23 protein-coding genes are annotated in these 23,845 nt (G+C 62.8%); 5 read left to right on the top strand and 18 right to left on the bottom strand.

The window, feature by feature from the left end; translation table 11 throughout:
• Nucleotides 1–3: 3 nt before the first annotated feature.
• The 13 genes from lspA to LKD23_RS07480 all read right to left on the bottom strand — a co-directional run bounded on the left by lspA (nt 4) and on the right by LKD23_RS07480 (nt 16,643).
• Nucleotides 4–480, bottom strand: a complete 477-nt coding sequence (gene lspA / locus LKD23_RS07540) for a signal peptidase II (RefSeq protein WP_227621115.1) — start codon at nt 478–480, stop codon at nt 4–6.
• Between the two features lie 80 nt (nt 481–560).
• Complete coding sequence (ileS, locus tag LKD23_RS07535) at nt 561–3,356, bottom strand: isoleucine--tRNA ligase (RefSeq protein WP_349138495.1); 2,796 nt, start codon at nt 3,354–3,356, stop codon at nt 561–563.
• 99 nt (nt 3,357–3,455) lie between these two features.
• Nucleotides 3,456–4,217, bottom strand: a complete 762-nt coding sequence (locus LKD23_RS07530; protein WP_227621114.1) for a DivIVA domain-containing protein — start codon at nt 4,215–4,217, stop codon at nt 3,456–3,458.
• 33 nt (nt 4,218–4,250) lie between these two features.
• Nucleotides 4,251–5,069 (bottom strand): YlmH family RNA-binding protein, encoded by an 819-nt coding sequence (locus LKD23_RS07525; protein ID WP_227621113.1) that lies wholly within the window; start codon nt 5,067–5,069, stop codon nt 4,251–4,253.
• Nucleotides 5,053–5,523, bottom strand: coding sequence for a cell division protein SepF (locus LKD23_RS07520; protein WP_227621112.1), 471 nt, complete (start codon nt 5,521–5,523; stop codon nt 5,053–5,055). Before LKD23_RS07520 ends, LKD23_RS07525 begins: the two co-directional genes overlap by 17 nt.
• Nucleotides 5,524–5,635: 112 nt before the next feature.
• Nucleotides 5,636–6,955 carry a biotin/lipoyl attachment domain-containing protein gene (locus LKD23_RS07515; RefSeq protein WP_227621111.1) on the bottom strand — a complete coding sequence of 440 codons (1,320 nt, stop codon included), beginning with the start codon at nt 6,953–6,955 and terminating at the stop codon, nt 5,636–5,638.
• Nucleotides 6,956–6,961: 6 nt separating this feature from the next.
• On the bottom strand, nt 6,962–7,912 hold the full coding sequence (miaA, locus tag LKD23_RS07510) for a tRNA (adenosine(37)-N6)-dimethylallyltransferase MiaA (protein ID WP_227621110.1): 951 nt from the start codon (nt 7,910–7,912) through the stop codon (nt 6,962–6,964).
• Nucleotides 7,896–10,049, bottom strand: a complete 2,154-nt coding sequence (gene mutL / locus LKD23_RS07505) for a DNA mismatch repair endonuclease MutL (RefSeq protein WP_227621109.1) — start codon at nt 10,047–10,049, stop codon at nt 7,896–7,898. Before mutL ends, miaA begins: the two co-directional genes overlap by 17 nt.
• Before the next feature lie 25 nt (nt 10,050–10,074).
• Nucleotides 10,075–12,690 (bottom strand): DNA mismatch repair protein MutS, encoded by a 2,616-nt coding sequence (mutS, locus tag LKD23_RS07500; protein ID WP_227621108.1) that lies wholly within the window; start codon nt 12,688–12,690, stop codon nt 10,075–10,077.
• A gap of 126 nt (nt 12,691–12,816) precedes the next feature.
• A complete protein-coding gene (locus LKD23_RS07495) occupies nt 12,817–13,224 on the bottom strand; it encodes a YlbF/YmcA family competence regulator (protein ID WP_227621107.1) in 408 nt (135 codons plus the stop codon).
• A gap of 226 nt (nt 13,225–13,450) precedes the next feature.
• Nucleotides 13,451–14,842 (bottom strand): tRNA (N6-isopentenyl adenosine(37)-C2)-methylthiotransferase MiaB, encoded by a 1,392-nt coding sequence (gene miaB, locus LKD23_RS07490; RefSeq protein ID WP_227621106.1) that lies wholly within the window; start codon nt 14,840–14,842, stop codon nt 13,451–13,453.
• Nucleotides 14,843–14,939: 97 nt separating this feature from the next.
• A complete protein-coding gene (locus LKD23_RS07485; protein ID WP_227621105.1) occupies nt 14,940–15,320 on the bottom strand; it encodes a Fur family transcriptional regulator in 381 nt (126 codons plus the stop codon).
• Nucleotides 15,321–15,368: 48 nt separating this feature from the next.
• Complete coding sequence (locus LKD23_RS07480) at nt 15,369–16,643, bottom strand: replication-associated recombination protein A (RefSeq protein ID WP_227621104.1); 1,275 nt, start codon at nt 16,641–16,643, stop codon at nt 15,369–15,371.
• Between the two features lie 175 nt (nt 16,644–16,818).
• Here LKD23_RS07480 and LKD23_RS07475 point away from each other — a divergent pair, with 175 nt between their 5' ends.
• The 5 genes from LKD23_RS07475 to LKD23_RS07455 all read left to right on the top strand — a co-directional run bounded on the left by LKD23_RS07475 (nt 16,819) and on the right by LKD23_RS07455 (nt 19,926).
• Entirely contained in the window at nt 16,819–17,502 is a 684-nt protein-coding gene (locus LKD23_RS07475; protein WP_227621103.1) for an endonuclease III domain-containing protein, read from the top strand.
• An 18-nt stretch (nt 17,503–17,520) separates the two neighbouring features.
• The gene (locus LKD23_RS07470) at nt 17,521–17,847 is read left to right on the top strand and encodes a GlsB/YeaQ/YmgE family stress response membrane protein (protein WP_227621102.1); all 327 of its coding nucleotides are present in this window, start codon (nt 17,521–17,523) and stop codon (nt 17,845–17,847) included.
• Between the two features lie 136 nt (nt 17,848–17,983).
• Entirely contained in the window at nt 17,984–18,766 is a 783-nt protein-coding gene (locus LKD23_RS07465) for an AzlC family ABC transporter permease (protein WP_227621101.1), read from the top strand.
• The gene (locus LKD23_RS07460) at nt 18,763–19,074 is read left to right on the top strand and encodes an AzlD domain-containing protein (RefSeq protein WP_227621100.1); all 312 of its coding nucleotides are present in this window, start codon (nt 18,763–18,765) and stop codon (nt 19,072–19,074) included. Before LKD23_RS07465 ends, LKD23_RS07460 begins: the two co-directional genes overlap by 4 nt.
• Before the next feature lie 12 nt (nt 19,075–19,086).
• Complete coding sequence (locus tag LKD23_RS07455) at nt 19,087–19,926, top strand: SDR family oxidoreductase (RefSeq protein WP_227621099.1); 840 nt, start codon at nt 19,087–19,089, stop codon at nt 19,924–19,926.
• Between the two features lie 47 nt (nt 19,927–19,973).
• Here the strand turns inward: LKD23_RS07455 and yqeB are convergent, their stop codons facing one another.
• The 5 genes from yqeB to yedF are packed head-to-tail and all read right to left on the bottom strand — an operon-like array spanning nt 19,974 to nt 23,823.
• Nucleotides 19,974–20,789, bottom strand: a complete 816-nt coding sequence (gene yqeB / locus LKD23_RS07450; RefSeq protein ID WP_227621098.1) for a selenium-dependent molybdenum cofactor biosynthesis protein YqeB — start codon at nt 20,787–20,789, stop codon at nt 19,974–19,976.
• Nucleotides 20,779–21,831 (bottom strand): XdhC family protein, encoded by a 1,053-nt coding sequence (locus tag LKD23_RS07445; protein WP_227621097.1) that lies wholly within the window; start codon nt 21,829–21,831, stop codon nt 20,779–20,781. The genes yqeB and LKD23_RS07445 overlap by 11 nt, the downstream gene beginning before the upstream one ends.
• Before the next feature lie 21 nt (nt 21,832–21,852).
• On the bottom strand, nt 21,853–22,059 hold the full coding sequence (locus LKD23_RS07440; RefSeq protein ID WP_349138494.1) for a putative Se/S carrier protein: 207 nt from the start codon (nt 22,057–22,059) through the stop codon (nt 21,853–21,855).
• 25 nt (nt 22,060–22,084) lie between these two features.
• Nucleotides 22,085–23,224 carry an aminotransferase class V-fold PLP-dependent enzyme gene (locus tag LKD23_RS07435; protein WP_227621095.1) on the bottom strand — a complete coding sequence of 380 codons (1,140 nt, stop codon included), beginning with the start codon at nt 23,222–23,224 and terminating at the stop codon, nt 22,085–22,087.
• The gene (gene yedF, locus LKD23_RS07430) at nt 23,221–23,823 is read right to left on the bottom strand and encodes a sulfurtransferase-like selenium metabolism protein YedF (protein WP_227621094.1); all 603 of its coding nucleotides are present in this window, start codon (nt 23,821–23,823) and stop codon (nt 23,221–23,223) included. Before yedF ends, LKD23_RS07435 begins: the two co-directional genes overlap by 4 nt.
• Between the last annotated feature and the right edge of the window lie 22 nt (nt 23,824–23,845).

Genomic DNA, 23,845 nt, shown 5'->3' with positions numbered 1-23,845 from the left:
GTTTCAGCGCTCCTTCGAGGGCTTGTCGTCCACCTCTTCCAGCAGGATGACCAGCACCCAGAGCGCCACACCAACGCAGACGCAGATGTCGGCGAAATTGAAGACCGCAAAGTCGATGAACAGAGGGTTGATGTAGTCCACGACCTCGCCGTTGAGCACCCGGTCGATGAGGTTGCCGATGCCGCCCGCCAGCACGAGGATGAACGCCGTCTGCTGCAGCAGCTTGCCCCGGCTGCGGAAGAACAGCATATAGGCCACCAACAGCAGCGCGGCGGTGGTGGTGAGGATGAGGAAGAGCTGTCTGCCGCTGAGCAGGCTGAAGGCCATGCCCTGATTGAGCACGAAGCGCAGCTCCAACACATGGGGGATGAGGGTGATGGACTCCACCGGAGCCAGCGCCTGAACGGCCCAGAGCTTGATGGCCTGATCGATGCCCACCAGCGCGGCCACACAGATCAGATTCAGAATGACGTATGCCATAGTTTCTCCCAACGCTTGATTTTTTGAAAAAGGCGGCGCCCCCTTTTGCGCCGGGTGCGCCGCCAGAGATATAAGATGGATCAGCCCTCCACAACGCTGGCGCAGCGTGCGCACAGGGTGGGGTGAGCAGAGTGGGTGCCGATGTCGGCAGAGTACTTCCAGCAGCGCTCGCACTTGTCGCCGGTGGCGTGTGCAGCAGCAACGCCCAGACCCTCGACTGCGCTGGCTGCGCCGCCCTCGCCCTTGACCAGCTCCACATGGGAGACGATCATCAGGTCGGCCAGCTCGTCCATCGGGATGCTGTTCAGCAGCGCATAGACGGCATCATTGCAGTACAGGGTGACGGAAGCCTCGAGAGACGCGCCGATCTGCTTGTCGGCACGGGCCTGCTCCAGCACCTTCTTGACCTCGTCGCGGACAGCGATGAGCTGTGCCCACTTGGCCTTGAAGGCGTCGTCGGCTGCGTACTGGCCGGCCTTCGGCATATCCTCGAAGACGACGTACTTGTTCATGCCCTCGGTCTTGGGCAGGAAGTCCCAGATCTCCTGACTGGTGAAGCAGAGGATGGGGGCGATGATCTTGTCCAGAGCGACGAGGATCTTGTACATCGCGGTCTGTGCAGCCTTGCGGCCGGTGCCGTTGGTGCAGTACAGACGATCCTTGGTGACGTCCAGATAGAAGTTGGACATGGCCACGACGCAGAAGTTGTAGACCGCATGGTAGACCTTGTTGAAGTCGTAGACGGCATAGCCTGCGTTGGTGTTGACGACGAGGTCATCCAGCGCAGCCAGTGCCCAGCGGTCGATGTCCTGCAGCTGGTCATCGGAGACGCAGTCGGTATTGGGGTCGAAGCCGTCGAGGTTGCCCAGAATGAAGCGGGCGGTGTTGCGGATCTTGCGGTAGGCCTCGCTCAGCTGCTTGAAGATGTTCTTGCCTGCACGCACGTCAACGGTGTAGTCGGAAGAAGCCACCCACAGGCGGATGATGTCTGCGCCGTAGTCCTTGATGATCTCGCTCGGCTCGACGCCGTTGCCGGCGCTCTTGTGCATCTGCTTGCCCTGCTCGTCCACGACCCAGCCGTGGCACAGAACGGATTTGTAGGGTGCGCAGCCCTTGCTTGCAACGCTGGTCAGCAGGCTGGACTGGAACCAGCCGCGGAACTGGTCGCCGCCCTCCATATACATATCGGCCGGGAAGCGCAGCTCAGGCCGCTCTTCCAGAACGGCGGCGTGGGTAGAGCCGGAGTCGAACCAGACGTCCATGATGTCGGTGTCCTTCGTCCACTCGGATGCGCCGCACTTCTCGCAGACCTCACCGGCGGGGATGATCTGCTCGGCGTCGTACTTGTACCATGCGTCAGAGCCTTCCTTGCGGAACAGGTCGCTGACAGCCTTGATGGTGGCATCGGTGATGTGGTAGGTGCCGCACTTCTTGCAGTAGAAGGCCGGGATGGGCACGCCCCAAGTGCGCTGGCGGCTGATGCACCAGTCGTTGCGGTCACGGACCATGCCGTGCATCCGGTCGTGGCCCCAGTCGGGCATCCAGGTCACGGTGTCGATGGCCTTGTAGACGTCCTCACGGAACTTGGCGATGGAGCAGAACCACTGCTCAGTGGCGCGGAAGATGATGGGGTTGTGGCAGCGCCAGCAGTGCGGATACTGATGCTTGATGTGCAGCTGGCCCATGACAGCGCCGGAGGCGGTCAGGTCGGCCAGAATGGTCTTGTTGGAAGCCCAGACGCGCTGACCAGCGTACTTGCCGGCCTGCTCGGTCAGATAGCCGCCGTCGTCCACAGGGACGGTGATGGGGATCTGGGGGTACTTCTGGCAGACGTTGAAGTCATCGACGCCGTGGCCGCCGGCGGTGTGGACGCAGCCAGAGCCGCTTTCCAGCGTGACGTGGTCGCCGAGGATGACCCAGCCCTCCTTGGGCAGGTAGACGTGGTTGTAGCGCATCAGCTCGAACTCAGCGCCGCTGACCGGCTCGCCCACCACCTCGTAATCGGTGATGTGGCAGGAATCCATGACGCTCTTGACGAGGTCGGTGGCCATGATGTGGAACTCGTCGCCGATCTTGACGAAGGAATACTCGAACTGGCCGTTCAGGCAGATGGCCTCGTTGGCGGGCAGGGTCCAAGTGGTGGTGGTCCAGATGACGAAGTAGGTCTTCTCCATCGGGATACCGTGCTTTGCCAGCACACCGTTGGGGTCCTGAGAAACATGGAAACGGACGAAGATGGAGTCGCACTCGTCCTCGCCGTACTCGATCTCGGCCTCTGCCAGAGCGGTGCGGCAGTCGGGGCACCAGTAGACCGGCTTCAGGCCCTTGTAGATGTAGCCCTTCTTGGCCATCTCGCCGAAGATCTCGATCTGACGTGCCTCAAACTCGGGCTTGAGGGTCAGGTAGGGATGCTCAAAGTCGCCGATAACGCCCAGACGCTTGAACTGGTCGCTCATGATGTCGATGTGCTCGGTGGCAAACTTCTCGCAGATCTGGCGCAGCTCGAGCTTGGAGATGTCCTTCTTCTTCTCGCCGACGGAGGACAGGGCCTTCAGCTCAATGGGCAGGCCGTGGGTATCAAAGCCGGGCACATAGGGAGCCTGAAAGCCCTCCATGTTCTTCTCGCGGATGATGATGTCCTTGATGATCTTGTTCAGCGCGGTGCCCATGTGGATGTTGCCGTTGGCATACGGAGGGCCATCGTGCAGGATGAACTGAGGCTTGCCCTCATTGTGCTTCATGAGCTGGTTGTACAGGTCGTTGTCGTCCCAATCCTTGAGCATGACCGGCTCCTTCTTGGGCAGACCGGCACGCATCTCAAACAGGGTCTTGGGCAGGTTCAGAGTACTATCGTACTGAGACTTATTCTTAGCCACTGGTTTACACTCTCCTCTATTGGTTTTGCAATCGCAAGCAGCGCAGTTGTGCGCCTGATGATTATCGAAAACAGCGTTTTGCTGTCGATGCATGGTTTTTTATTCGCTGAAGCTCACGCCCTGAAATGCAGCGTTGGGGTCTGCGGGGGGCGGGTCGAGCTTGAGCTGGGATTCATCCTTTTCCCAGAAGTCCTCGCCCTTATCGGAAGCAGGGACGGCGGGGGCAGCTTCGGCCTCGGGGGCGTCCGCAGCGGGTGCGGTCTCTGCGTTCTCAGCGTCAGCAGTCTCTGCCTCGGGCAGCTCCTCGCCTGCATCCTGCGCGGCCGCCTCTTCCTTCTGCTGGAACTCCGGCAGACGGCTCAGGGACTCCACGTGGGTGCGGTAGAGGTTCAGCACGTCGGACTTGAAGCGGGTGACTTCGAGACGGACGCGGTCGTACTCCCGCTCCTCGGCCAGCTTCTTGTCGTTGGCCTCGCTGATGATCTCATCGGCGCGGTCGCTGGCCTTCTGCAGCAGCTCGTTGGCATCCCGGATGATGTCGTCGCCGCGCAGATTCGCACGGTGCAGGATGTCCTCGGCTTTCTGGTTGGCCTCGCGGATGACGTTTTCACCCATCCGCTGGGCATTGATGAGGGCGCTCTTGAGCATATCTCCGTCGGCCTCATAGCTCTGCATACTGCGGCGCAGCGTCTCGTTCTCCGCAGTCAGATCGGCCACCTGCTTGCGCAGCGCCTCCATCTGTCCTGCATCCTGCTCGAGCTGCTGTTCTACCTTATCCAGAAAACGATCCACGTCCTCGGTGCGGTAGCCGCGGAGATTCTTTTCGAATTGGACAGCGCGCACGTCCTGCGGTGTCAGCATAGTGATCTCCTCCATTTATTCCGGTCCTTCGCATCAATACTGGAAGAACTCGATGATTTGTCGGTCTTTTTTACTCTTGCCCGGCAGAGCCGTCAGGCGGAAGCGCCCCTTGCCCCGCACGGTGAACACATCCGATGGGTACACCGGCGCGTGGGCGCTGGAAGCGGGCAGATGGTTGATCTCCACCCGTCCCGCCGCCACAAGCTCTGCGGCCATGCCCCGGCTGCACCGCAGCATGGCCGCCAGCACAGCGTCCAGACGCAGGGACGACACGGTGGCCGTCTGCAAACGGCGCTCGGCCTCGGCGAACTGCGGCACCTCGTCCAGTGCCAGCAGCTGGGCCGTCACCTCGGTGCGGCCCACGCTGCGCAGCTCCTGACAGATGAGGTCTGCGGCCGGCTCCAGCGCGAACACATAGGCGGTGCCCGGCTCTTCCGGCGGCAGGACGATGTCGCCCAGCGCCTCCCGGCGAAGCTCGAGGCCCATCAGGCTGCCCAGATAGTCCTTGTGGACGGGCAGCTGTGCCCCGGCCAGCCCGCGGCACCTGAGCCGGACGCAGCAGACCGGGCAGGCCGGATAGCAGTCCTCCGGCTCAAGGCAGAGCACCCGGCGCTCCGCCCCGGGCCAGCCGCCCTCGAAGCGGCAGCTCTCTTCCGGCGCGTCGGCGCGGTTGAGTGCCGCCTGCGCCAGCTGCTGTTCCCGGTCGCTCAGAAAAGCTGAATAGCGGGCGATGCCCCGGCCAAAGGCGGCGCGGGCCAGATCCTCCACATGGCGCATGAGGAAGCGCTCCTCATCGTTCTGCGCCGGGACGAAGCCCCGCACGCCGGGCTGTGCATCAATAGAACGCGCCATTGTTCTCCAGCTCGTCCAGCAGGTCGCCCATGATGTCTACGTTGTAGGGGGTAATGATGAAGGTGCTGTTGGCTACCCGCTTGATCTGGCCGTTGTTGGCGTAGGCCACACCGGAGAGGAAGTCCACCAGACGGCGGGAGACCTCTTTGTTGGTGGACTCCAGATTCAGCACAACGGTGCGCTTGTTGTTCAGGTGGTCTGCAATGGTGCTGGCGTCCTCGAAGTGCTCGGGCTTGACCAGAACGACCTTCAGCTGGGTGGTGGCATGGATGTTGACCACCTTGCCGTTCCGCTTGGGGGTCGCGGCCTCCTCGGGGGTGTCCTCCTCGTCAGCACCTGTGGTGCCGATGCCGTTGTTGTTATTCACCATCTGAGGGCCGTCGTCCATGTACTGATCGTCGTAATCGTCCTCACTGCCAAAAAGTCCTTTTTTCAGACTATCCACAAAAGACATAGAAACTTGCTCCTTTCATTCAGGCAGCTCACGCCGCCCGGCACCCCTTTGTGAACAAAGAGCTGCTAATAGCTTTTTCTATTATCTGATTTTTTGCATCAGATGTCAATAACTATAAAAGCTTTCCATCATACAAATTTTGTCCCGAGACGATGATCTCGTCATAAAGGCGGACTTCGCTGATGGTTTTGGTCTTATCGGTGCTGCTGGGCATGACGATGCAGTAGTCGCCATCCGTCACCAGCGGATGAGCGCTGTCCACAGGGTCGATCTTACAGAAGCGGGCGAGATTGCCATACTTGACGTAGACGCCCGGGATGTAATTTTCGCCCTGCGTCTCGGACTCGGTGCCGTCTTCCTTTAAATAATGGACAGCCTCGATGGGGATACGCAGGCCGGTAGTCTCGTCCACGATGATCTGGGCCTTGGCCCGGCTGAGGCGGAGGACATCGCCGTTGATGACCTCGCAGGTGACGACGAAGCGGGCCAAGCCGCTGGCCTCGTCGATGCTCACCTCCGACACCGACGCCTTGAGGGGCGTTTCCATCTGGCCGGGAAACTTGATCTTCACCGAGCGGGTCAGTGGCTTGCCGTTGTCCCCCAGCAGCTTCTCCCCCTCCTTGGCCGAGCAGAGGCCGACATACCTCCACGTAAAGCCCGAGACGAGCTTGCCCGCGCAGCCGTCCAGCGGCAGCTCCGGGTCGGAGTTCAGATAGGCCTCAAGACCGGCAGCATCCAGCGCGAGGATGTCGTCCGCCCCGGCGTTGAGCCGTCCGGCGGCGGTGCTGCGGATGAAGTAGCCGGTCTGGGGGGCGGCGATCTGGGTGGGCGCGCCCAGCTGGGCCTGCACCTGCGCCGACTGCTGAGTCAGGGCCGCGATCTGGGCCGAAAAATCCGAGACTTCCCCTGTGATGACCCAGAGCTTGTTCTGGGCGAGGATGTAATTCTCCTCGCCCTGCGCCGTCTCGTCATAGGCGGAGCTGTCCAGCGCATCCATCAGATCATAAAGTGCACCGGAACGCTCTTTTCTCAGGGAATCCAGCTGGGTGGCGGTGGTGTTCTGAGACCGCTGCAGCAGCTCGATCTGGTCGTTCAGAGCCGTGAGCTGCTGGCGGAGGCCCGCCTGTTCCGGGCTGCTGTAGATCTCGGCCACCGCAGCGCCCGCCGAGACGCGCTCGCCGTCGGCGGCGAGGTAGCCCAGCGTCCCGCTGCCGGAGATATAGGTCTCATCGAAGAGCAGGACACCGTCGGCGCTCACGGTATCCGCCACCGTGGCAAGCATCGCGGTCTCGTAGGTGTTGGGCGGGAAGAGCACCTGCAAGGCCTGATAGCCCACATAGATGCCCGCCAGAACCACCGCCACCACAGCGATGCCCGCCAGACGGCTCAGTACACCCGGCGTTCCGGGTTCTGAATGCGTTTTATCGGCCATAAAAGGTCACCCTTTCGCTAAAAATTCTCGGGTCAGTCGGACAGCCCGGGCCGCAGCGTCCGGCGCGGAGGCGTCCAGCCAGACCACGCCGTCCATATGGCGGAACCACGTCAGCTGACGCTTGGCATAGTTGCGGGAGGCCTGCTTGAGCTTGTCGGCGCACTCCTCCAGCGCAGCCGTCCCCTCAAAAAAGGGAAAAAACTCTTTGTATCCGATGGCCTGCGCCGCCGTGCGGTAGGTCTGGCGGTGGTCGTAGACCAGCTTCGCCTCGTCCAGCAGACCGGCATCCAGCATCTTGTCCACCCGCAGGTCGATGCGGCGGTAGAGCTGGGCGCGGTCGGGGAAATCCAGCCCCAGCACCAGCGAACGATAGGGCCGCTCGGGCGGGAGGGACTGGGCTTTCTGTTCACTCAGACGCTTGCCGGTGGCGCGGAAGTGCTCCAGCGCCCGCAGCACCCGCACCTGATTGTTCGGGTGGATGGCGGCAGCGGCCTCCGGGTCGGCCTCCTGAAGCTCCTTGTACATGGCTTCCGGGCCTTTTTGGGCCAGCTCGGCGGCCAGCTTCTCCCGCAGGCCATCCGGCGTCTTTTCGGCGGCAAAGCGGACCCCGTACAGGAAGCTCTGAACATAGAGTCCCGTACCGCCCACAAGGATGGGCAGACGGCCCCGGGCGGAGATATCCGCTTCGAGCCGCCCGGCCAGCGCGACGAAATCCGCTACGCTGAACGGCTCATCGGGGGTCAGAAGGTCCACCGCGTGGTGGGGGATGCCGTGGGTCTCGTCGGGCGTGACCTTTGCCGTGCCGACATCCAGACCCTTATAGAGCTGCATCGAGTCGGCGCTGATGACCTCGCCGCCAAACATCTCGGCCAGCGTGACGCCGAGGGCGGTCTTGCCGGTGGCCGTAGGGCCTACGACGGCCAGCACCGGATGCTTTTTGTTACACGATTCGGCCAAACTGCTTTTCCAGCTCCTTTCGGGTCAGTTTCAGGACGCAGGGGCGTCCGTGGGGACAGAAGGGCGGCACCTCGCCGGAAAGGATCTTCTCGGCCAGCGCCATCAGCTCCTGCGGCGAGGTGTGGTCGCCCGCCTTGATGGCGGCGCGGCAGGAGATGGAGTGGAGCACCCATTCCGTCCGCTCGTTCAGGGCGTCGCGGCTGCCGTGAGCCAGCTTTGCCGCCAGCTCCACCAGCAGGTCCTCGGCGCTCCCCTGCTCTACGTCGGCAGGCACAGAGCGCAGACAGACCGAGCTGCCGCCGAAATCACTCACCTCGAGGCCCGCGCTTTCCAGCAGCGGGAGGTTCGCAAGGAGGGCCGTTTTCTCTTCCGCCGAGAGCTCGATGACCAACGGCTCCAGCAGGAGCTGGCTGGGGACGTCGCCGTAGTTCGCAGCCAGCTTCTCGAAGAGCTGGCGCTCATGGGCGGCGTGCTTGTCGATGATACAGACTTCATCGCCCCGCTCCGCGAGGATATAGGTGCGGAAAAGCTCCCCCACATACCGCAGCGGCTCAGGGCCGTCCTGTACAGCAAAGCCCAGCTGCTCGGGGGCCGTGCTCTGCTGCGGCGCGTCCGGCACATCGGGCAGGGACGGCAGCGATGGGCGTTCCGCTCCCACCGGGGTCGGCTCCCATGCGGCCATGTGGTCGCGGGTGACGTCCGGCAGGTCGATGTCCGGCTCCACATCCAGCTGGGATTCGCTGGACGCAGCCCGGAAGGGCGGCGGCTCAAGGGTGCTGTCCTGCACCGGAGACTCCGGGCTGTGGAGGGCGGCGTCCATCGGCAGCAGTGCATCGGCTGCAACCGTTGTCCAGCTGTGTTCCGGCTCCGGAGCCGCCGTTTCCGGGGCTTTTGCAGGCAGCGGGAGGATGTCCCGCTCCGGGGCAGAGGGCTGTGCCGGGCGGGGCGCTGCCGACGCCGCAGGGCGGAGGGGGCTTTCGGTCGGGTGCGGCAGGCTTCCCGGCTCTGCCTGCCCCGAAATGACTGCGGAAAGTCCTGTAAAGCAGTTATTCTTTACATTTATTTTTTCTTTCGTTTCGCCGTTTTTTGATTCTTGGGATGCATCGTTGTCTTTATCTTCGTCGAAAACGAATCGTCTTTCCCCCGTGCCCGGCTGGCTCAGAGCCAGCTTGACGGCGTGGTAGACAAGGTCAAAGATGTCGTTTTCCCGGGCAAAGCGGACCTCCGTCTTGGCCGGATGGACATTCACATCCACGAGGTCGGCAGGCATCTCAAGAAGCAAGATCCCTCCAGGGAACTTGCCCTGCATCATGGTGCCCTTGAACGCCATCTCCATGCCCGCCATCATGGTGCGGTTGCGGACGTAGCGGCCATTGATATAGAAATACTGCATACTGCGGCTGGCGCGGCAGCTGCGGGGCTGAGTGATCAGGCCCCAGACCCGGTAGACGCCCTCACGGTTGTCCACCTCCATCAGGTCGCGGCTGAACTCCCGGCCCAGCACAGCGTAAGCCGCACTGCGGAGCTGGCCGTCGCCGGGGGTGACATACTGCAGCTTGCCCTCACGGAGGAACTTGAAGCTCACCTCGGGGTGGCTGAGGGCCACATGGCCCACGAGGTCGGCCACGAAGGTGCCCTCGCTGGAATCCTTTTTGAGGAACTTCATCCGGGCGGGCGTGTTGAAGAAGAGGTCCCGGACGCGGATGGTGGTACCGACGCCCCGGGCACCCGGTTCGATGGGCTGCTCTTCCCCGCCTTCGATGCGGTAGAGGGAGGCGCACTCGTCGGCCTCGGTACGGGTGAGCAGCTCGACCCGGGCCACGCTGGCGATGGAGGCCAGTGCCTCGCCCCGGAAGCCCAGCGTGTGGATGCTGTTGAGGTCATCTTCCGTCCGGATCTTGCTGGTGGCGTGGCGGATGAAGGCTGTGGGGATGTATTTCGCCTCGATGCCGGTGCCGTTGTCGCTGATCTCGATGAGGCGGACGCCGCCCGACTCGATGGAGACGGTGATCTGGGACGCGCCTGCGTCGATGGCGTTTTCCAGCAGCTCCTTCACGACCGACGCGGGCCGCTCCACCACCTCACCGGCGGCGATGAGTTCTGCGGTATGCTTGTCCAGAACGTGTATCTCTGCCATTCGTTTCCCTCCGTTTCAGATAAACTCAACCCTTCAGGCTGCCGCTCAGGGTCTTTTTCAGCTCATAGAGGAAGTTCAGCGCCTCGATGGGGGTCAGGGTCTCCACGTCCAGCGCCTCGAGCTTTTCCATCATCTCGCTGGGGACGGCGGGCGAGGAATACTCCTGCAAGGCGTCGAAGTCCATCTGCTCCACCTTATTTTTCGGGGCAGAAGCCTCCAATGCACGCAGCACCTCGTGGGCGCGGCGGGTCACAGTGCCGGGCAGCCCGGCCAGCTTCGCCACCTCGATGCCGTAGCTGTCGTCGGCAGGGCCGCGGACGATGCGGCGGAGGAAGGTGATGTCCTCTCCCCGCTTCTTGACGGCGATGTTGTAGTTCTTGACCCCCTCGATGGACCCTTCCAAATCGGTCAGCTCGTGGTAGTGGGTGGCGAAAAGAGTCTTGCAGCCGAGGCCCTTGGCCGGGTCGGAGATGTGCTCCACCACGGCGCGGGCGATGCTCATGCCGTCGAAGGTGGAGGTGCCGCGGCCGATCTCGTCCAGCACGACGAGGCTCTTGGGGGTGGCGTTTTTCAGGATTTCGGCCACCTCAGTCATCTCCACCATGAAGGTGGACTGTCCGGCGGCGAGGTCGTCCGATGCGCCGATGCGGGTGAAGATGGCATCCACGACGCCCACATGACAGCTGGACGCCGGGACGAAGGAGCCGATCTGGGCCATCAGCGCGATCAGCGCGTTCTGACGCATATACGTCGATTTGCCTGCCATATTCGGGCCGGTGATGATGAGGCAGCGGTCGGTGGTGCAGTTGAGCTTCGTATCGTTGGGCACGAAGAGGCTCCCCTTCAGCATCTGCTCTACCACCGGGTGGCGGCCCTCGGTGATGGTCAGCTCGTCGCTGTCGTCCACCACGGGGCGGCAGTAGTTGTTCTCTGCCGCCACCTGCGCCAGCGCCGCCAGCACATCCAGCTCGGCCACGGCGTTGGCCGTCCGCTGGATGCGGTCGAGCTGACCGCCGATCTTTTCCAGCAGCTCGGCAAAGAGCCGGTGCTCCAGTGCGATAAGGCGCTCGTGTGCGCCGAGGATCTTGTTTTCCAGCTCCTTCAGCTCCTGCGTGATGTAGCGCTCGCCGGAGGTGAGGGTCTGTTTGCGGATGTAGGTCTCGGGGACCATCTGCTTATAGGAGTTGCTGACCTCGATGAAGTAACCGAAGACGTGGTTGTAGCCGATCTTCAGCTTGGGGATGCCCGTCTCCTGCCGCAGGCGCGTCTCCAGCTGGGCGAGGACGCCCTTGGTGTTGTCGCGGATGGAGCGCAGCTCATCCACCTCGGAGTGGTAGCCCTTGGCGATGACGCCGCCGTCCTTCAGGGTGGAGGGGGCATCCGGGTCGATGGCTGCGAGGATGGCTGTTTTGACGTCGTCCAGCAGATCGATCTGGCCCGCAAGGGCGGTCAGCTCAGGGCAGCCGCAGCTCTCGGCCTGCGCCCGCAGGTCAGGCAGGCGCTCGCAGGTCTGGGCCATCGTGTAGATCTCCTTGGGCGTGGCCGAACCATAGACCGCACGGGTCATGAGGCGCTCAAGGTCGGCGATATAGTGGAGCTGCTCGATGAGGTCGCCCCGCTGCATGGTCTGGTTCACGAGGCTCTCTACCGCGCTGAGGCGGCGGTTGATGGCAGCGCTGGACACCAGCGGCTGCTCGATCCAGCTGCGCAGCATCCGCTTGCCCATAGCAGTGCTGGTCTTGTCCAGCACCCAGAGCAGCGTCCCCCGCTTTTCGCGGCCCCGCAGCGTCTCGGTCAACTCAAGGTTGGCCCGTGTGACCGGCGACAGGCTCATGAACTGAGCCTCGTTATAGGTGATGACGGTCTTGAGCCGCTCGACGCCTTTGATCTGGGTATCGTGGAGATATTCCAGCAGCGCCGCCATCGCAAAGCGGACGAGACCATCCTCGGCCATGCCGGTCTTGGCAGGCCAGTCGCGGCCAAACTGGTTCTCGAGGGCGATGGAGACGAGGCCCGGGGCATACCGTTCCTCCTCCACCAGCTCGACGGCGCAGTTCATGTTCTTTTTGAGGTAGGCGGTGATCTCCCGGCAGTCCAGCAGACCCGGGTTCATCAGCACCTCGCTGGGGTGGTAGCGGCAAAGCTCTGCGATGACTGCCGGGGCGATCTTTTCCCGCTTCAGCTCGGTGATGTGGGCCGTGCCGGTGGAGATGTCAGCAAAGCAGAGGCCCGCCGCGCCGCCCTTCAGGAAGATGCTGGCGATGTAGTTGTTCTTGTCATCCTGAAGCATACTGCTCTCGATGACGGTGCCCGGCGTGACCACCCGGATGATGTCCCGCTTGACGAGGCCCTTGGCCTTGGCCGGGTCTTCCACCTGCTCGCAGATGGCGACCTTATAGCCCTTTGCGATGAGGCGGGCCACATAGCCCTCGTAGCTGTGGAAGGGCACGCCGCACATGGGAGCACGCTCCTCGAGGCCGCACTGCTTGCCCGTAAGGGTCAGGTCCAGCTCCCGCGAGGCCGTGAGCGCATCGTCGAAGAACATCTCGTAGAAATCGCCGATGCGATAGAAAAGGATCTCATCCTTATGTTGTTTTTTTATCTCAAGATATTGCTGCATCATGGGCGAAAGCTCTGCCATGACCGTTCACCTTCCTCCCCTTGTTGTCGCGTGGGTGTGGGTTTGGCATCCAAAACCGTCTTTTGCAAGCAAAACGCGGCCCTGCATTGCACAGCCGCGTTTTGTAAGCCTTGGATGGGGATGCCTTTAGTGGCAGCCGCCGCAGGTGGAGCAGCTGCCGGTGCAGGAAGCGGAAGGCTCCTGCACGGTCATGGGGTCGCCGCCGTTCATGGCGGTGTTGATGATGGCGTCGATATAGTTCACGAGGTTCTCGCAGTCGCGCTTGGCCTCGTTGTAGGCCACCATGCCCTCGTCGGCCATGATCTTGCCGTAGAGGTCGTTCACCTTCTCGTTCAGCTCGGCGATGCGTGCATCGCTGCGCTCGGTCTTGCCGATCTCGTTGTTCAGGTCCATCCGGGCCAGATTGAACTCGCCGATGAGGTTCTGCAGCTCCTCGTCCTTATCGTTCATCTTGCGGGCCTGGTCCATGGCCAGATAGCGGGGGTCGGTCTGAAGTGCCATCGCGGCACGCTTGAAGAGGTCGATGCAATCCATTGTAATAGTCTCCTTTTTTCCTGTGTTCTATATTCTATTAGGGTGTATCTGAAAAGTCGAAAATCTAGTCTATTTCTACAAGCACAGCTGGATTTTGCGTTAAACAGCCTTGAAATCCACAAAGGATTCCTGCGGCTCTTTGCCTTAAATCCCGCTTGTGCTTGCGAAATATTCGTCATTTTCTTTGTTTTCAGATACACCTTAGGATAGTATATCCAGAATATCGTTATTCGGTCAGCTCGCCCAGCAGGACGGTGGCGCGGGCATCCGTGAGATGCACCATCGCATAGCTGCCCATGAGGGCCGGGTCGGCCTTGAACTCGACGGTGAGGTTGTTGTCGAGACGGCCCGAGAGGGTGCCTTCGTTCCGGCCATAGCCCTCCACGAGGACGCGGACAGTCTGGCCCACCTGCGCCTTGACGAGGGCCATTGCAATGTCGTCCTGCAGCTTCAGCAGGCGGGTCATCCGGTCGGTCTTCTCCTTGCGGGGGGTGGGGTCGGGCAGGTCGGCGGCCTTGGTGCCGGTGCGCTTGGAGTAGATGAAGGTGAACAGCTGCATATAGCCCACCTTCTGCACCAGCTCGAGGGTCTTCTGGAAGTCCTCCTCCGTCTCACCGGGGAAACCCACGATGATGTCGCTGGAGAAGGTGATGCCGGGGATCTTCTTCCGGGCGTACTCGATCAGCTCCAGATAGTGCTCCACGGTATAGTGGCGGTTCATCTGGACCAACAGCCGATCCGAGCCGCACTGCACCGGCAGGTGCAGGTGCTTGCAGATCTTCGGCTGCGCCGCGATGGTGTCGATGAGCTTGAAGCTGGCATCCTTCGGGTGGCTGGTCATGAAGCGGATGTGATAGTCCCCCGGGACGGTGCAGAGCAGGTTCAGCAGGTCGGAAAAATCCACCTGCTCTTCAAGGCCCTTGCCGTAGCTGTTGACGTTCTGGCCCAGCAGGGTGATCTCCTTGTAGCCTGCCTCTACGAGGCCCTTGAACTCGGCGAGGATGTCGCCGGGCTTCCGGCTCTTCTCGCGGCCGCGGACGTAGGGCACGATGCAGTAGGTGCAGAAGTTGTCGCAGCCGTACATGATGGGCAGCCATGCGCGGAACTCGCTCTCGCGGCGGATGGGGATATTCTCCACGATGACGGGGCGCTGGGCCGGCTCCATCAGCACCCGCTTGTGCTTTTGCAGCTTCTGGGCGATGAGCTGAGGCAGGGTGTCGATGCCGTCCACGCCGAAGACGAGGTCAACGTAGGGGTAGCTCTGGCGCAGCTTCTCCACGACGTGCTTCTGGTTGGCCATGCAGCCGCAGAGTCCGATGATGAGGCCGCGCTTTTTCTCCTTCAGGCCCTTGAGGGCGCCCACGTTGCCGAAAACGCGCTGCTCGGCGTGCTCACGGACGGCGCAGGTGTTGAAGAGGATGAGGTCGGCATCCTCGGGCTTGTCGCACAGGCCGTAGCCGATGTCCATCAGCACGCCCTTGATGCGCTCGCCGTCGTTGACGTTCTGCTGACAGCCGTAGCTGTGGACGAAGGCCAGCGGCGGGGTGTCATAGGCCAGCTTGACCAGCTCAGCCGCCGCGTTGTTATGTTCAAATGCTATGTACTCCAATGGAACCATCCTTCTCTGCCGCCGCACACCGGCGGCAGACATCGTTATACTATAAAAAGCTCCTTATAGTATACCCTTTTTGGCCTTGGAGGGCAAGAGCTTATTTTTACTGTGCCTGCTTGGCGGCGCAGGCCTCGCACAGGCCGAACAGCACCACAGCGCAGTCCTCCACGACACCCTTCTGGTGGCGCACCAGCTTCATCACCTGCTTTTCGTCCACGTCGGCGTCCACGACACCGCCGCAGCAGTTGCAGTAGAGGTGGCTGTGCCAGCACAGCGTGTGGTCAAAACGGTCGGCCTTGCCCGGGATGGAGACGCGGCGGACGCGGCCCGCCTCCACGAGGCTGTTGAGGTTGCGGTAGACGGTGCCGAGGCTCAGGCCGGGGCACTCCCTGGCCGCAAGGTCAAAAATCTCTTCTGCGGTGGGGTGGTCGCACAGCTGCTCCACCTTCTGCAATACCAGCTCGCGCTGCTTGGAATAACGCATGGTCTTTCTCCTTTTTCTTATCGTTTTGGGTCCGGATCAAGGCCGGGGTCAGAGCTTGTCCTCCCCTTTGATCTTTGCCCAGTAGGCCCGGGCAGCCTGTTCGGTGCGGTTGTCTCCGAACGTATAGTATTTCACATCCTTGAGCACATCCGGCAGATACTGCTGCTCGACCCAGTGGTTCTCAAAATCGTGGGCGTACTTGTAGTTCTGGCCCTTGACTGCCGCATCCTCGCCGTCGAAGTGCTTGTTCTGGAGCTGGCGCGGGATGGGGCCGGTGCGGCCCGCCTGCACGTCGGCGATGGCGGCGTTGATGGCGTCGTGGGCGCTGTTGGACTTGGGGCTGGTGGCCACGAGGATGACGGCATCCGCCAGCGGGAGACGGGCTTCGGGCAGGCCCACCATGTTGGCGGCGTCCACCGCCGCCTTGACGATGGGGATGATCTGCGGGTATGCAAGGCCCACATCCTCACAGGCGCAGACCATGAGGCGTCGGCAGGCCGAGGGCAGGTCGCCTGCTTCCAGCAGACGGGCCAGATAGTGGAGGGCGGCGTTGGGGTCAGAGCCGCGCATGGACTTCTGGTAGGCTGAGACGATGTCGTAGTGGTCGTCGCCGTCCCGGTCGTACCGCATGGCGGTGCGGCGGGTGACCTGCTGCACCATCCCGAGGGTGACGTGCTTTTCCCCCTCGTCCACAGGGGCCGCCGTCACCACGAAATCGAGGCAGCCCAGCGCCTTGCGCAGATCGCCCCCCGCGCTCTCGGCGAGGTAGGCACAGGCGTCCTCGTCCATCGTCACGGGCTGCGGCTCGGACGCCGAGAGCTTTTTCAGGGCGTTGCGGATGCCCCGCTCCACATCGGCGGCAGAGAGAGGCTTGAACTCGAACACGGTGCAGCGGGACAGCAGCGCATTATAGATGTAAAAGTAGGGGTTCTCCGTCGTGGAGGCGATGAGGGTGACAGAGCCGTCCTCGATACACTCCAAGAGGCTCTGCTGCTGCTTTTTGTTGAGGTACTGTATCTCGTCGAGGTAGAGCAGGATGCCCCCTGCCCCGGCCAGTGTGCCGATGTCCTTCAGCACGGCCTTGATGTCGCCGGTGCCGCAGGAGGTGCCGTTGAGCTTATGGAGGGTCATCCCGCTGTTCTCGGCGATGATGCGGGCCACGGTGGTCTTGCCCGTGCCGGAAGGGCCGTAGAAGATCATGTTGGGGATGCGGCCGCTCTCGATGGTGCGGCGGAACACCTGCCCCTCGGCCAGAAGATGCTGCTGGCCGCAGACATCGGCCAGCGTTTTGGGGCGCAGACGCTGCGCCAGCGGTTCGTTCATGGGTCTTCCCTCCAAGCATAGGATGCGGTTCGTTCTTTTTTCTAGTATAGCGCATTTTACACGCCGGGGCAAGAGAAATAATAAAAATGATTCTCAGATAATCCGCAAAGGATTTACAAATTTCGCAAAACGTGATATGCTTGTACCATTCCAGTCAAGAATCGAGGGAGAGCATATGCGCGGAAAGACCGCTGCCGCCGAAGACCTGACGGCCAAGAAGGAACTGGCGCTGGAGGTCATCCGGCGGCTCAAGGCCGAATACCCCGACGCAGGCTGTACGCTGGACTACGACCATGCGTGGCAGCTTCTGGTAAGCGTCCGGCTGGCGGCCCAGTGCACCGATGCCCGGGTGAACGTGGTAGTGCAGGACCTGTTTGAAAAATATCCGTCGGTGGCCGCGCTGGCCGAAGCCGAGCCGGAGGACATCGAGGCCATCGTCAAGCCCTGCGGGCTGGGCCGCAGCAAGGCCCGGGACATCTCGGCCTGTATGCGCAGGCTCCGGGACGACTACGGCTGCAAGGTGCCCACCACCTTCGACGAGCTGCTGGCCCTGCCCGGCGTGGGCCGCAAGAGCGCCAACCTCATCATGGGCGATGTGTTCGGCAAGCCCGCCATCGTCACCGACACCCACTGCATCCGGCTGTGCAACAAGATCGGCCTCGTGGATGGCATCAAGGAGCCGCAGAAGGTGGAGATGGCCCTGTGGAAGATCATCCCGCCCGAGGAGGGCAGCGACCTGTGCCACCGCTTCGTGATGCATGGCCGTGCTGTCTGCAGCGCCCGGAAGCCCGAATGCGAAAAGTGTTGCCTCTCTGACATCTGCCGCTATGCGCGGGAAGAAGCGGCATCCATTGGATAAAGCAAGGAGGTTTTGCTTATGTTCACTCTGACGATCTTACTTATCCTCGCCATTATGGTCGCCCTGTTCGGCTGCCTGATGGGGCTTTTTTCGATCATCGGCCTCTTCTTTTCCCTGCTGACCGGTATTCTGGTCGGCGCACTGGCCGGTTATCTTGCCAGCCGCTTTATGGGCACGCAGACTTCGTTCCTGCGCAATGTCGTTCTGGGCGTTCTGGGCAGCTTTGTCGGCGAGTTTCTGTTCGGGATGTTCCACATCTACGCCACCGGCAGCTTCAGCTCCTTCGTCATCTCGGTCGTGGGCACCTGTGTCTGCATCTGGATCGACAACAAGCTGTTCCACTGAGCCGTCTGTCTTGAAAAAGCCGCAGCTTTCGGGGGTGAAAGCTGCGGCTTTTTCGTCTCAGTGGAATCGAATGTCATTTTCCGGCAAACTATGCTATAATAAGCGTTGTGTTTGAAATTGGAAAGGAGCTTTTCTCATGGAAACAACGCATGAGTCGTCGAGACAGACCCTCCGCTCCGCACAGCCCTCCAAGCCCTACGCATTCAGCCGCAAGGTGTTCTGCGAGGGGATGCGGGACGGTGTGCCCATTGCGCTGGGATATTTTGCGGTGTCCTTCTCGCTGGGCATCGCGGCCCGGACGGCGGGCTTCACGCCCCTGCAGGGCTTCGTGGCCAGCCTGCTCAACAACGCTTCGGCCGGCGAGTACGCGGCCTTCGCCCTCATCGCCAGCGGTGCGACCTATCTGGAAGTGGCCATCATCACCCTCATCGCCAACGCCCGCTATCTGCTGATGAGCTGTGCGCTGGCCCAGCGGTTCGCCCCGGGCACCCCCTTCTTCCACCGCCTCATCATCGGCTACGACGTCACCGATGAGCTGTTCGGCATCACCATCGCCCGGCCCGGCTACCTGAACCCCTTCTACACCTACGGCGCCATCGCGCTGGCCGCCCCGGCGTGGGCCTCGGGCACGGCGCTGGGCATCATCGCAGGCAATCTGCTGCCTCTGCGGGCCGTCAGCGCCCTCAGCGTGGCGCTCTACGGGATGTTCCTCGCCATCATCATCCCCCCGGCCCGGAAGGATAAGGTCGTCGCCGGGCTGGTGGTCCTCAGCTTCGCGCTGAGCTTCGTCTGCACCTACCTACCGGGCATCTCCGCCTTTTCGGACGGCACCCGCACCATCCTTCTGACGGTGGCGATCTCCTGTGCCGGAGCGCTGCTGTTCCCCATCAAGACCCAGAGTGAGGAGGCTGAACAATGATCCGCAGCAACTGGCTTTACATCGCGGTGATGTTCGCGGTGTCCTACACCATCCGCATCCTGCCCCTGACCCTCATCCGCAAGCCCATCCGGAATCAGTTCATCCAGTCCTTCCTCTACTATGTCCCCTACGTCACGCTGGCGGTCATGACCTTCCCGGCCATCGTCAACGCCACCCAAAGCCCGGTGGCCGGTGCGGCAGCGCTGGTGGTGGGCATCGCTGCGGCATGGTACGGGGCCAGCCTGTTTCAGGTGTCGGTGGCCTGCTGTGCCGTCGTCTTTGTGCTGGAACTGTTTCTTGTCCGGTGAGGTGACGACCTGATGAAAAAGATCCTCGTGACCGGCGCAGGCGGCTTCGTAGGCGCGCGCATTCTGGAGATGTGGCGCGGCCGGTTCGAGCTTTCCGCCTTTCCGCCCGATTTTCTGCGTACCGCCGACGAGACCGCCGTGCGCCGCTTCATCACTGCAGAGCACCCGGACGTCATCGTCCACACCGCAGCCCTCTCCAACACGCAGGTCTGCCAGCAGCATCCAGAGGAGTCCTTCCGGGCCAACGTCCTGCTGCCCGAGTGGGTGGCAGCGGCGGCAGCGGAGACCGGCGCAAAGCTGCTCTCCTTCAGCTCCGATCAGGTCTACGCAGGGGTGCAGCAGCCCGGGCCTCTGGCCGAAGCGCTGCCCCTCTCCCCCGCCAATGTCTACGGCCGGCACAAGCTCGAGGCCGAGGCGCGGGTGATGGCCCGCTGCCCGGACGCTGTGGCGCTCCGCTTACCGTGGATGTACGATCTCCCGGGCGGTCGGCTGCCCATCCGGGGCAATCTGCCGCTGAACCTTCTGCAGGCCGCGAAGACCGGCGAAGTGCTGCACTTTTCCCACCGCGACCACCGGGGCGTGGGCTATGTGCGGGAGGTCATCGCAAACCTTCTCCTCGCGATGGCGCTGCCCGGCGGCGTCTACAACTTCGGCAGCGGGAACGACAAGGATATGGTCGATACTGCGCTGTATTTCGCACACCTGCTCCAAGTGGATGTGCGCATCGAAGAAACGGACTTTGTCCGAAACCTCGTGATGGACGGGCAAAAGCTGCAAGAACATGGCATCGTGTTCCGGTCTACGCAGGGGGCATTCCGTCGGTGCCTTGCAGATCACGGGATGGACATTTGATACACAGACAGCAAAACAGGCTCTCCTTTTGGGAGAGCCTGTTTTGCTTATTTCCACAGCTGTTCTGCCACCAGCTCCAGCACACTTCCGGCGATGCAGCGGGCTTTGTCCGAGATGAGGAAGCAGTTTTCCAGCTCCTCGCGGCGGGGGTCCACGTCGGCCACCTTGAAGCCCATCGTGACGGGATACCCGTCCCGCAGCAGGCCCCGCAGGATGCCCCCGATGCAGGTCGTAACCGGGGTGCGGGTGCCGTCAAAGGCCTCGATCTCGGCGATGACGTCGCCCGACTCCACAACATCGCCGATGGCGCGCAGCTCATGGAAGATGCCTTCCCGCGCTGCGCGGACGACCCGCTCTGCGCTGTAGCCGCCGATGACGCCGGGGACGCCGGTGTTCGGGACGGCGATGCCCTCCCGGATGATGCGTCCCAGACGATGGCCGCGCTTGGTCTCCACCACGAAATCAACGTCCTCCCCCGCAGTGAAGCCCGGGCCGAGGGCGATGGTCAGCGGGGCCATATCCCGCGTCGTGCCGAGATTTTTCTTCGCAAGGATGGCGTCCACGACAACGGCGGGCCGCACCTGCGGGATCAGCGCTCCCTTCGGGTCCACCATCACCGGCACATCGCCGCGGCACCAGACGACCACGGCCTCGTCCAGCGTCTGCACGAGGGTGGCACGCATCCCTTCTACGACCGCCTCGCCCTGATAGACGGCCTCGCTTACCGAGACCTGACGGCGGATGGCGGCGGGCTGTTCCGCTTCCAGCACGAGCACCTTCAGCCCCGCCGACCACAGCCGGTGGATGGTGCCGGTGGCAAGGTCGCCGCCGCCCCGCACAAGGATGACTTCATCACGCTTCATCGCTCTTTTCCTCCTTGAGCAGCTGCAAAAATACCTTCATGGAACCACCGCAGGCTGCAAGCGCCGCATCGTCCTCCTGCGCGCTGGCCGAATACTCCGCCAGCTGACAGGGTGCGGCCTCGCCTGCCTGCATTTTGGATGCAAGCTGTTGGATGCGGTACTCCATGATGCCGCCGCCCACGCTGCCGACGCACTTCCCATCCGGCAGCATCAGCATCTTTGCACCCACCTCCCGGGGGGTCGAGCCGTGGCGGGAAACGATGGTCACGAGGACAGGGGGCGTCTCCTGCCCGGCGCAGGCGTCCAGCGCGTTCAACAGGGCGGGCGGGAAGCCCTCGGTCTGCTGACGGCTGTTTTTCAGTTGGACGATCTCGGCGAGGATGGACAGGGCGATCTCCGGCGCGGTCTGGCCTCCGATGGCAAGGCCGATGGGGGCATGGAGCCCCTCGACCCGCACGGGGTCGGCCCCGGCCTCGGTGAGCTGACGCCGGACGAGGGCCGCGCGGCTCCTGCTGCCCAGCATACCGACGTAGGCGGATCGTTTTTTGCATATCTCCGTGAGGCATTCCACGTCGAAGGCGTGGGCACGGGTAGCTACGACAAAGTAGGTCTCCGCGCTGCCCTCCACCCGGGCGAGCGTCTCCGCGTAGGGGCCGCAGAGCACCGTTTCCGCCCCCGCGCGGCGGAGGGCGTCGGCGTAGTCGGGGCGCTCCTCCAGCCCGGTGACAGGCAGGCCCAGCATGACGGCCAGCCGGACGACGCTCTCGGCCACATGGCCTCCGCCGCAGAGGACAAGCCGGGGCGTACCGCCAAACTTTTCCACGAAGACACGCACGCCCTCCAGCGTCAGGAGGCTGCTGGCTCCGCACCCGGCCAGTGCCGGGAGATTCCGGGCCAGCAGACCCTCGGGCTTCGGGGGCCAGACCGGCGCACCCTCACAGAGCAAAAGCCTCTGCCCCTGCTCGGGGCCTTCCAGCACAGATGCCAGAATATGCTGGCCCTGTGTGGTGCGCAGCGCTTGTGCAAACTCACGAATCGACATAGAACTTCTCCTTATGGAGTTTTATTGCATGACCGGCGTTGCGGCGTCGTAGCCTGCACCGTCCAGCCGGGAGTTCCAAGCCTCCCAGTCCTCCGGCAGCATCCGCCAGCCGAGGCCGCAGCCCGCCGTGATCTCGCTGGGCAGCGGGATGATGCGCCCCGGGATGCCCCGGGCGGCGCACTCCTTCTCCCAGCCCATCGCGCGGGCGGTGGAGGCAAATGAAAGCACGATATATTGTCTCTTTTTCCGCATCTCACAGTTCCTCGGCCAGCTGACAGACCGCCTCGGCAGCCTCGAACACCTCGGCCTCGGTGTTCTGATGGGAAAAGCTGAACCGCACCATCCCCTGTTCCGCCGTGCCGAGGGCCTTGTGGATGAGGGGGGCACAGTGCGCCCCAGCCCGGACACAAAGCTTATAATCCTCCCAGAGGATGTCGGCGGCGCGGGCAGCGTCCTCCTCGCCAAAGTTCAGCGAGACGATGGGGGCGCGGTCGGCCTCGGCGAAGCTGCCGTAGACCTTCACGCCGGGGGCATGGACGATCCGCTCATAGAACAGGTACGTCAGGGCCAGCTCCTTTTTGTGCAGAGCCTCGACGTCCTGCGACAGGAGCCACTCCACCCCTGCCCCGAGGCCTGCGAGACCGGGGACGTTCAGAGTCCCCGCTTCCAGCGCCGTGGGCATCTGGGACGGGTGGACCTCATCGAAGCTATGGATGCCGCTGCCACCCACCACAAGGGGACGGACGGCGAGGCCGGGCCGAACGTACAGCCCACCCGTGCCCTGTGGGCCGAGCAGTGCCTTGTGTCCGGTGAAGCAGAGGACATCCGCCCCCAGTGCCTGCACGTCGATGGGCCGCGCGCCTGCGGTCTGGGCCGCGTCCACGATAAGCGCAAGGCCGTGTTTTTTCGCAAAAGCAGAGACGAACGCAAGGTCGGTCAAGTTTCCGGTCACGTTCGAGGCGTGGGTCACGGCCACAAAGCGGGTGTTTGGGCGGAGAAGCCGTTCGAACTGGTCGTAGCGCAGCTGCCCGGCGTCGTCCACCTCCACGAAGCTGACCTGTGCCCCCTGCTCCCGCAGGCGGTAGAGGGGGCGCAGCACCGAGTTGTGCTCACAGACCGTCGTGATGACGTGGTCGCCGGGGCGGACAAGACCGGAGAGCGCCGTGTTCAGCGCCTGCGTCACGTTGGCCGCAAAGGCGATGCAGTCGGGGCTTTCGGCATGGAGAAGTGTTGCGAGAGCTTCCCGGGCGTGGTAGACGAGGCGGGCTGCGTGAAGGGTCGGCTCATGGGCACCACGGCCCGGGTTTCCCCCATGGGCCAGTGCATCCAGCACAGCCTGCCCCACGCAGGGCGGCTTCTGAAGGGTAGTGGCGGCGTTATCAAGGTAGATCACGGCTTGACCACGTTCCCGGCAGTGAGCATTTTTTCTGCAATGACGTACATATTCGTCACGCCGCCCACGGCCAGCTGCTCGGTCAGGCCGTAGAAGTTCAGGCAGGTGCCGCAGGTCAGGATCTCGACGCCCTCGGCCTCCAGTGCCTTGAGGTCATCCAGCATGGGCGAGCCTGCACAGGTGAGGTGAGCGCCGCCGTTGTAGAAGAGGATGGTCTTGGGCTGCTTGTCCTGCTGGGTCAGCGAAAAAACGAAGGCCTTCAGCAGGGTCTTGCCCAGCTCCTCCGCACCCTCTCCCATCTTGTCGGACGCGATGGCCACTACCGTGTCGGTGCGGGCGTCGGGGGTGCAGACCGGGGCTTCCGCCTCGGCCTCGACCGGCTCGCCCACCGTGAGGAGGACGCGGTACTCCCGCTCGCCCAGCTTCTCTGCGGCGGACTGGCAACCCTTCTGTTTGGCCATTTTCGTCAGGTTCTGGACGGCGATCTCATTGTCCACCAGCACCTCCACCTCGCCTGCGCCAGCCAGCGCGGCAATGGCTTTCTTTGCCTTGACCACGGGCAGCGGGCAGGCGTCTCCTCTGGCATCCACTCTCAGCATGATTTTTCCTCTCTATCGTACA

Origin of the sequence: Faecalibacterium butyricigenerans, from assembly GCF_020687345.1 — a bacterium.
Classification (GTDB): domain Bacteria; phylum Bacillota; class Clostridia; order Oscillospirales; family Ruminococcaceae; genus Faecalibacterium; species Faecalibacterium butyricigenerans.
This window is presented reverse-complemented; position numbering and strand designations above follow the sequence as displayed.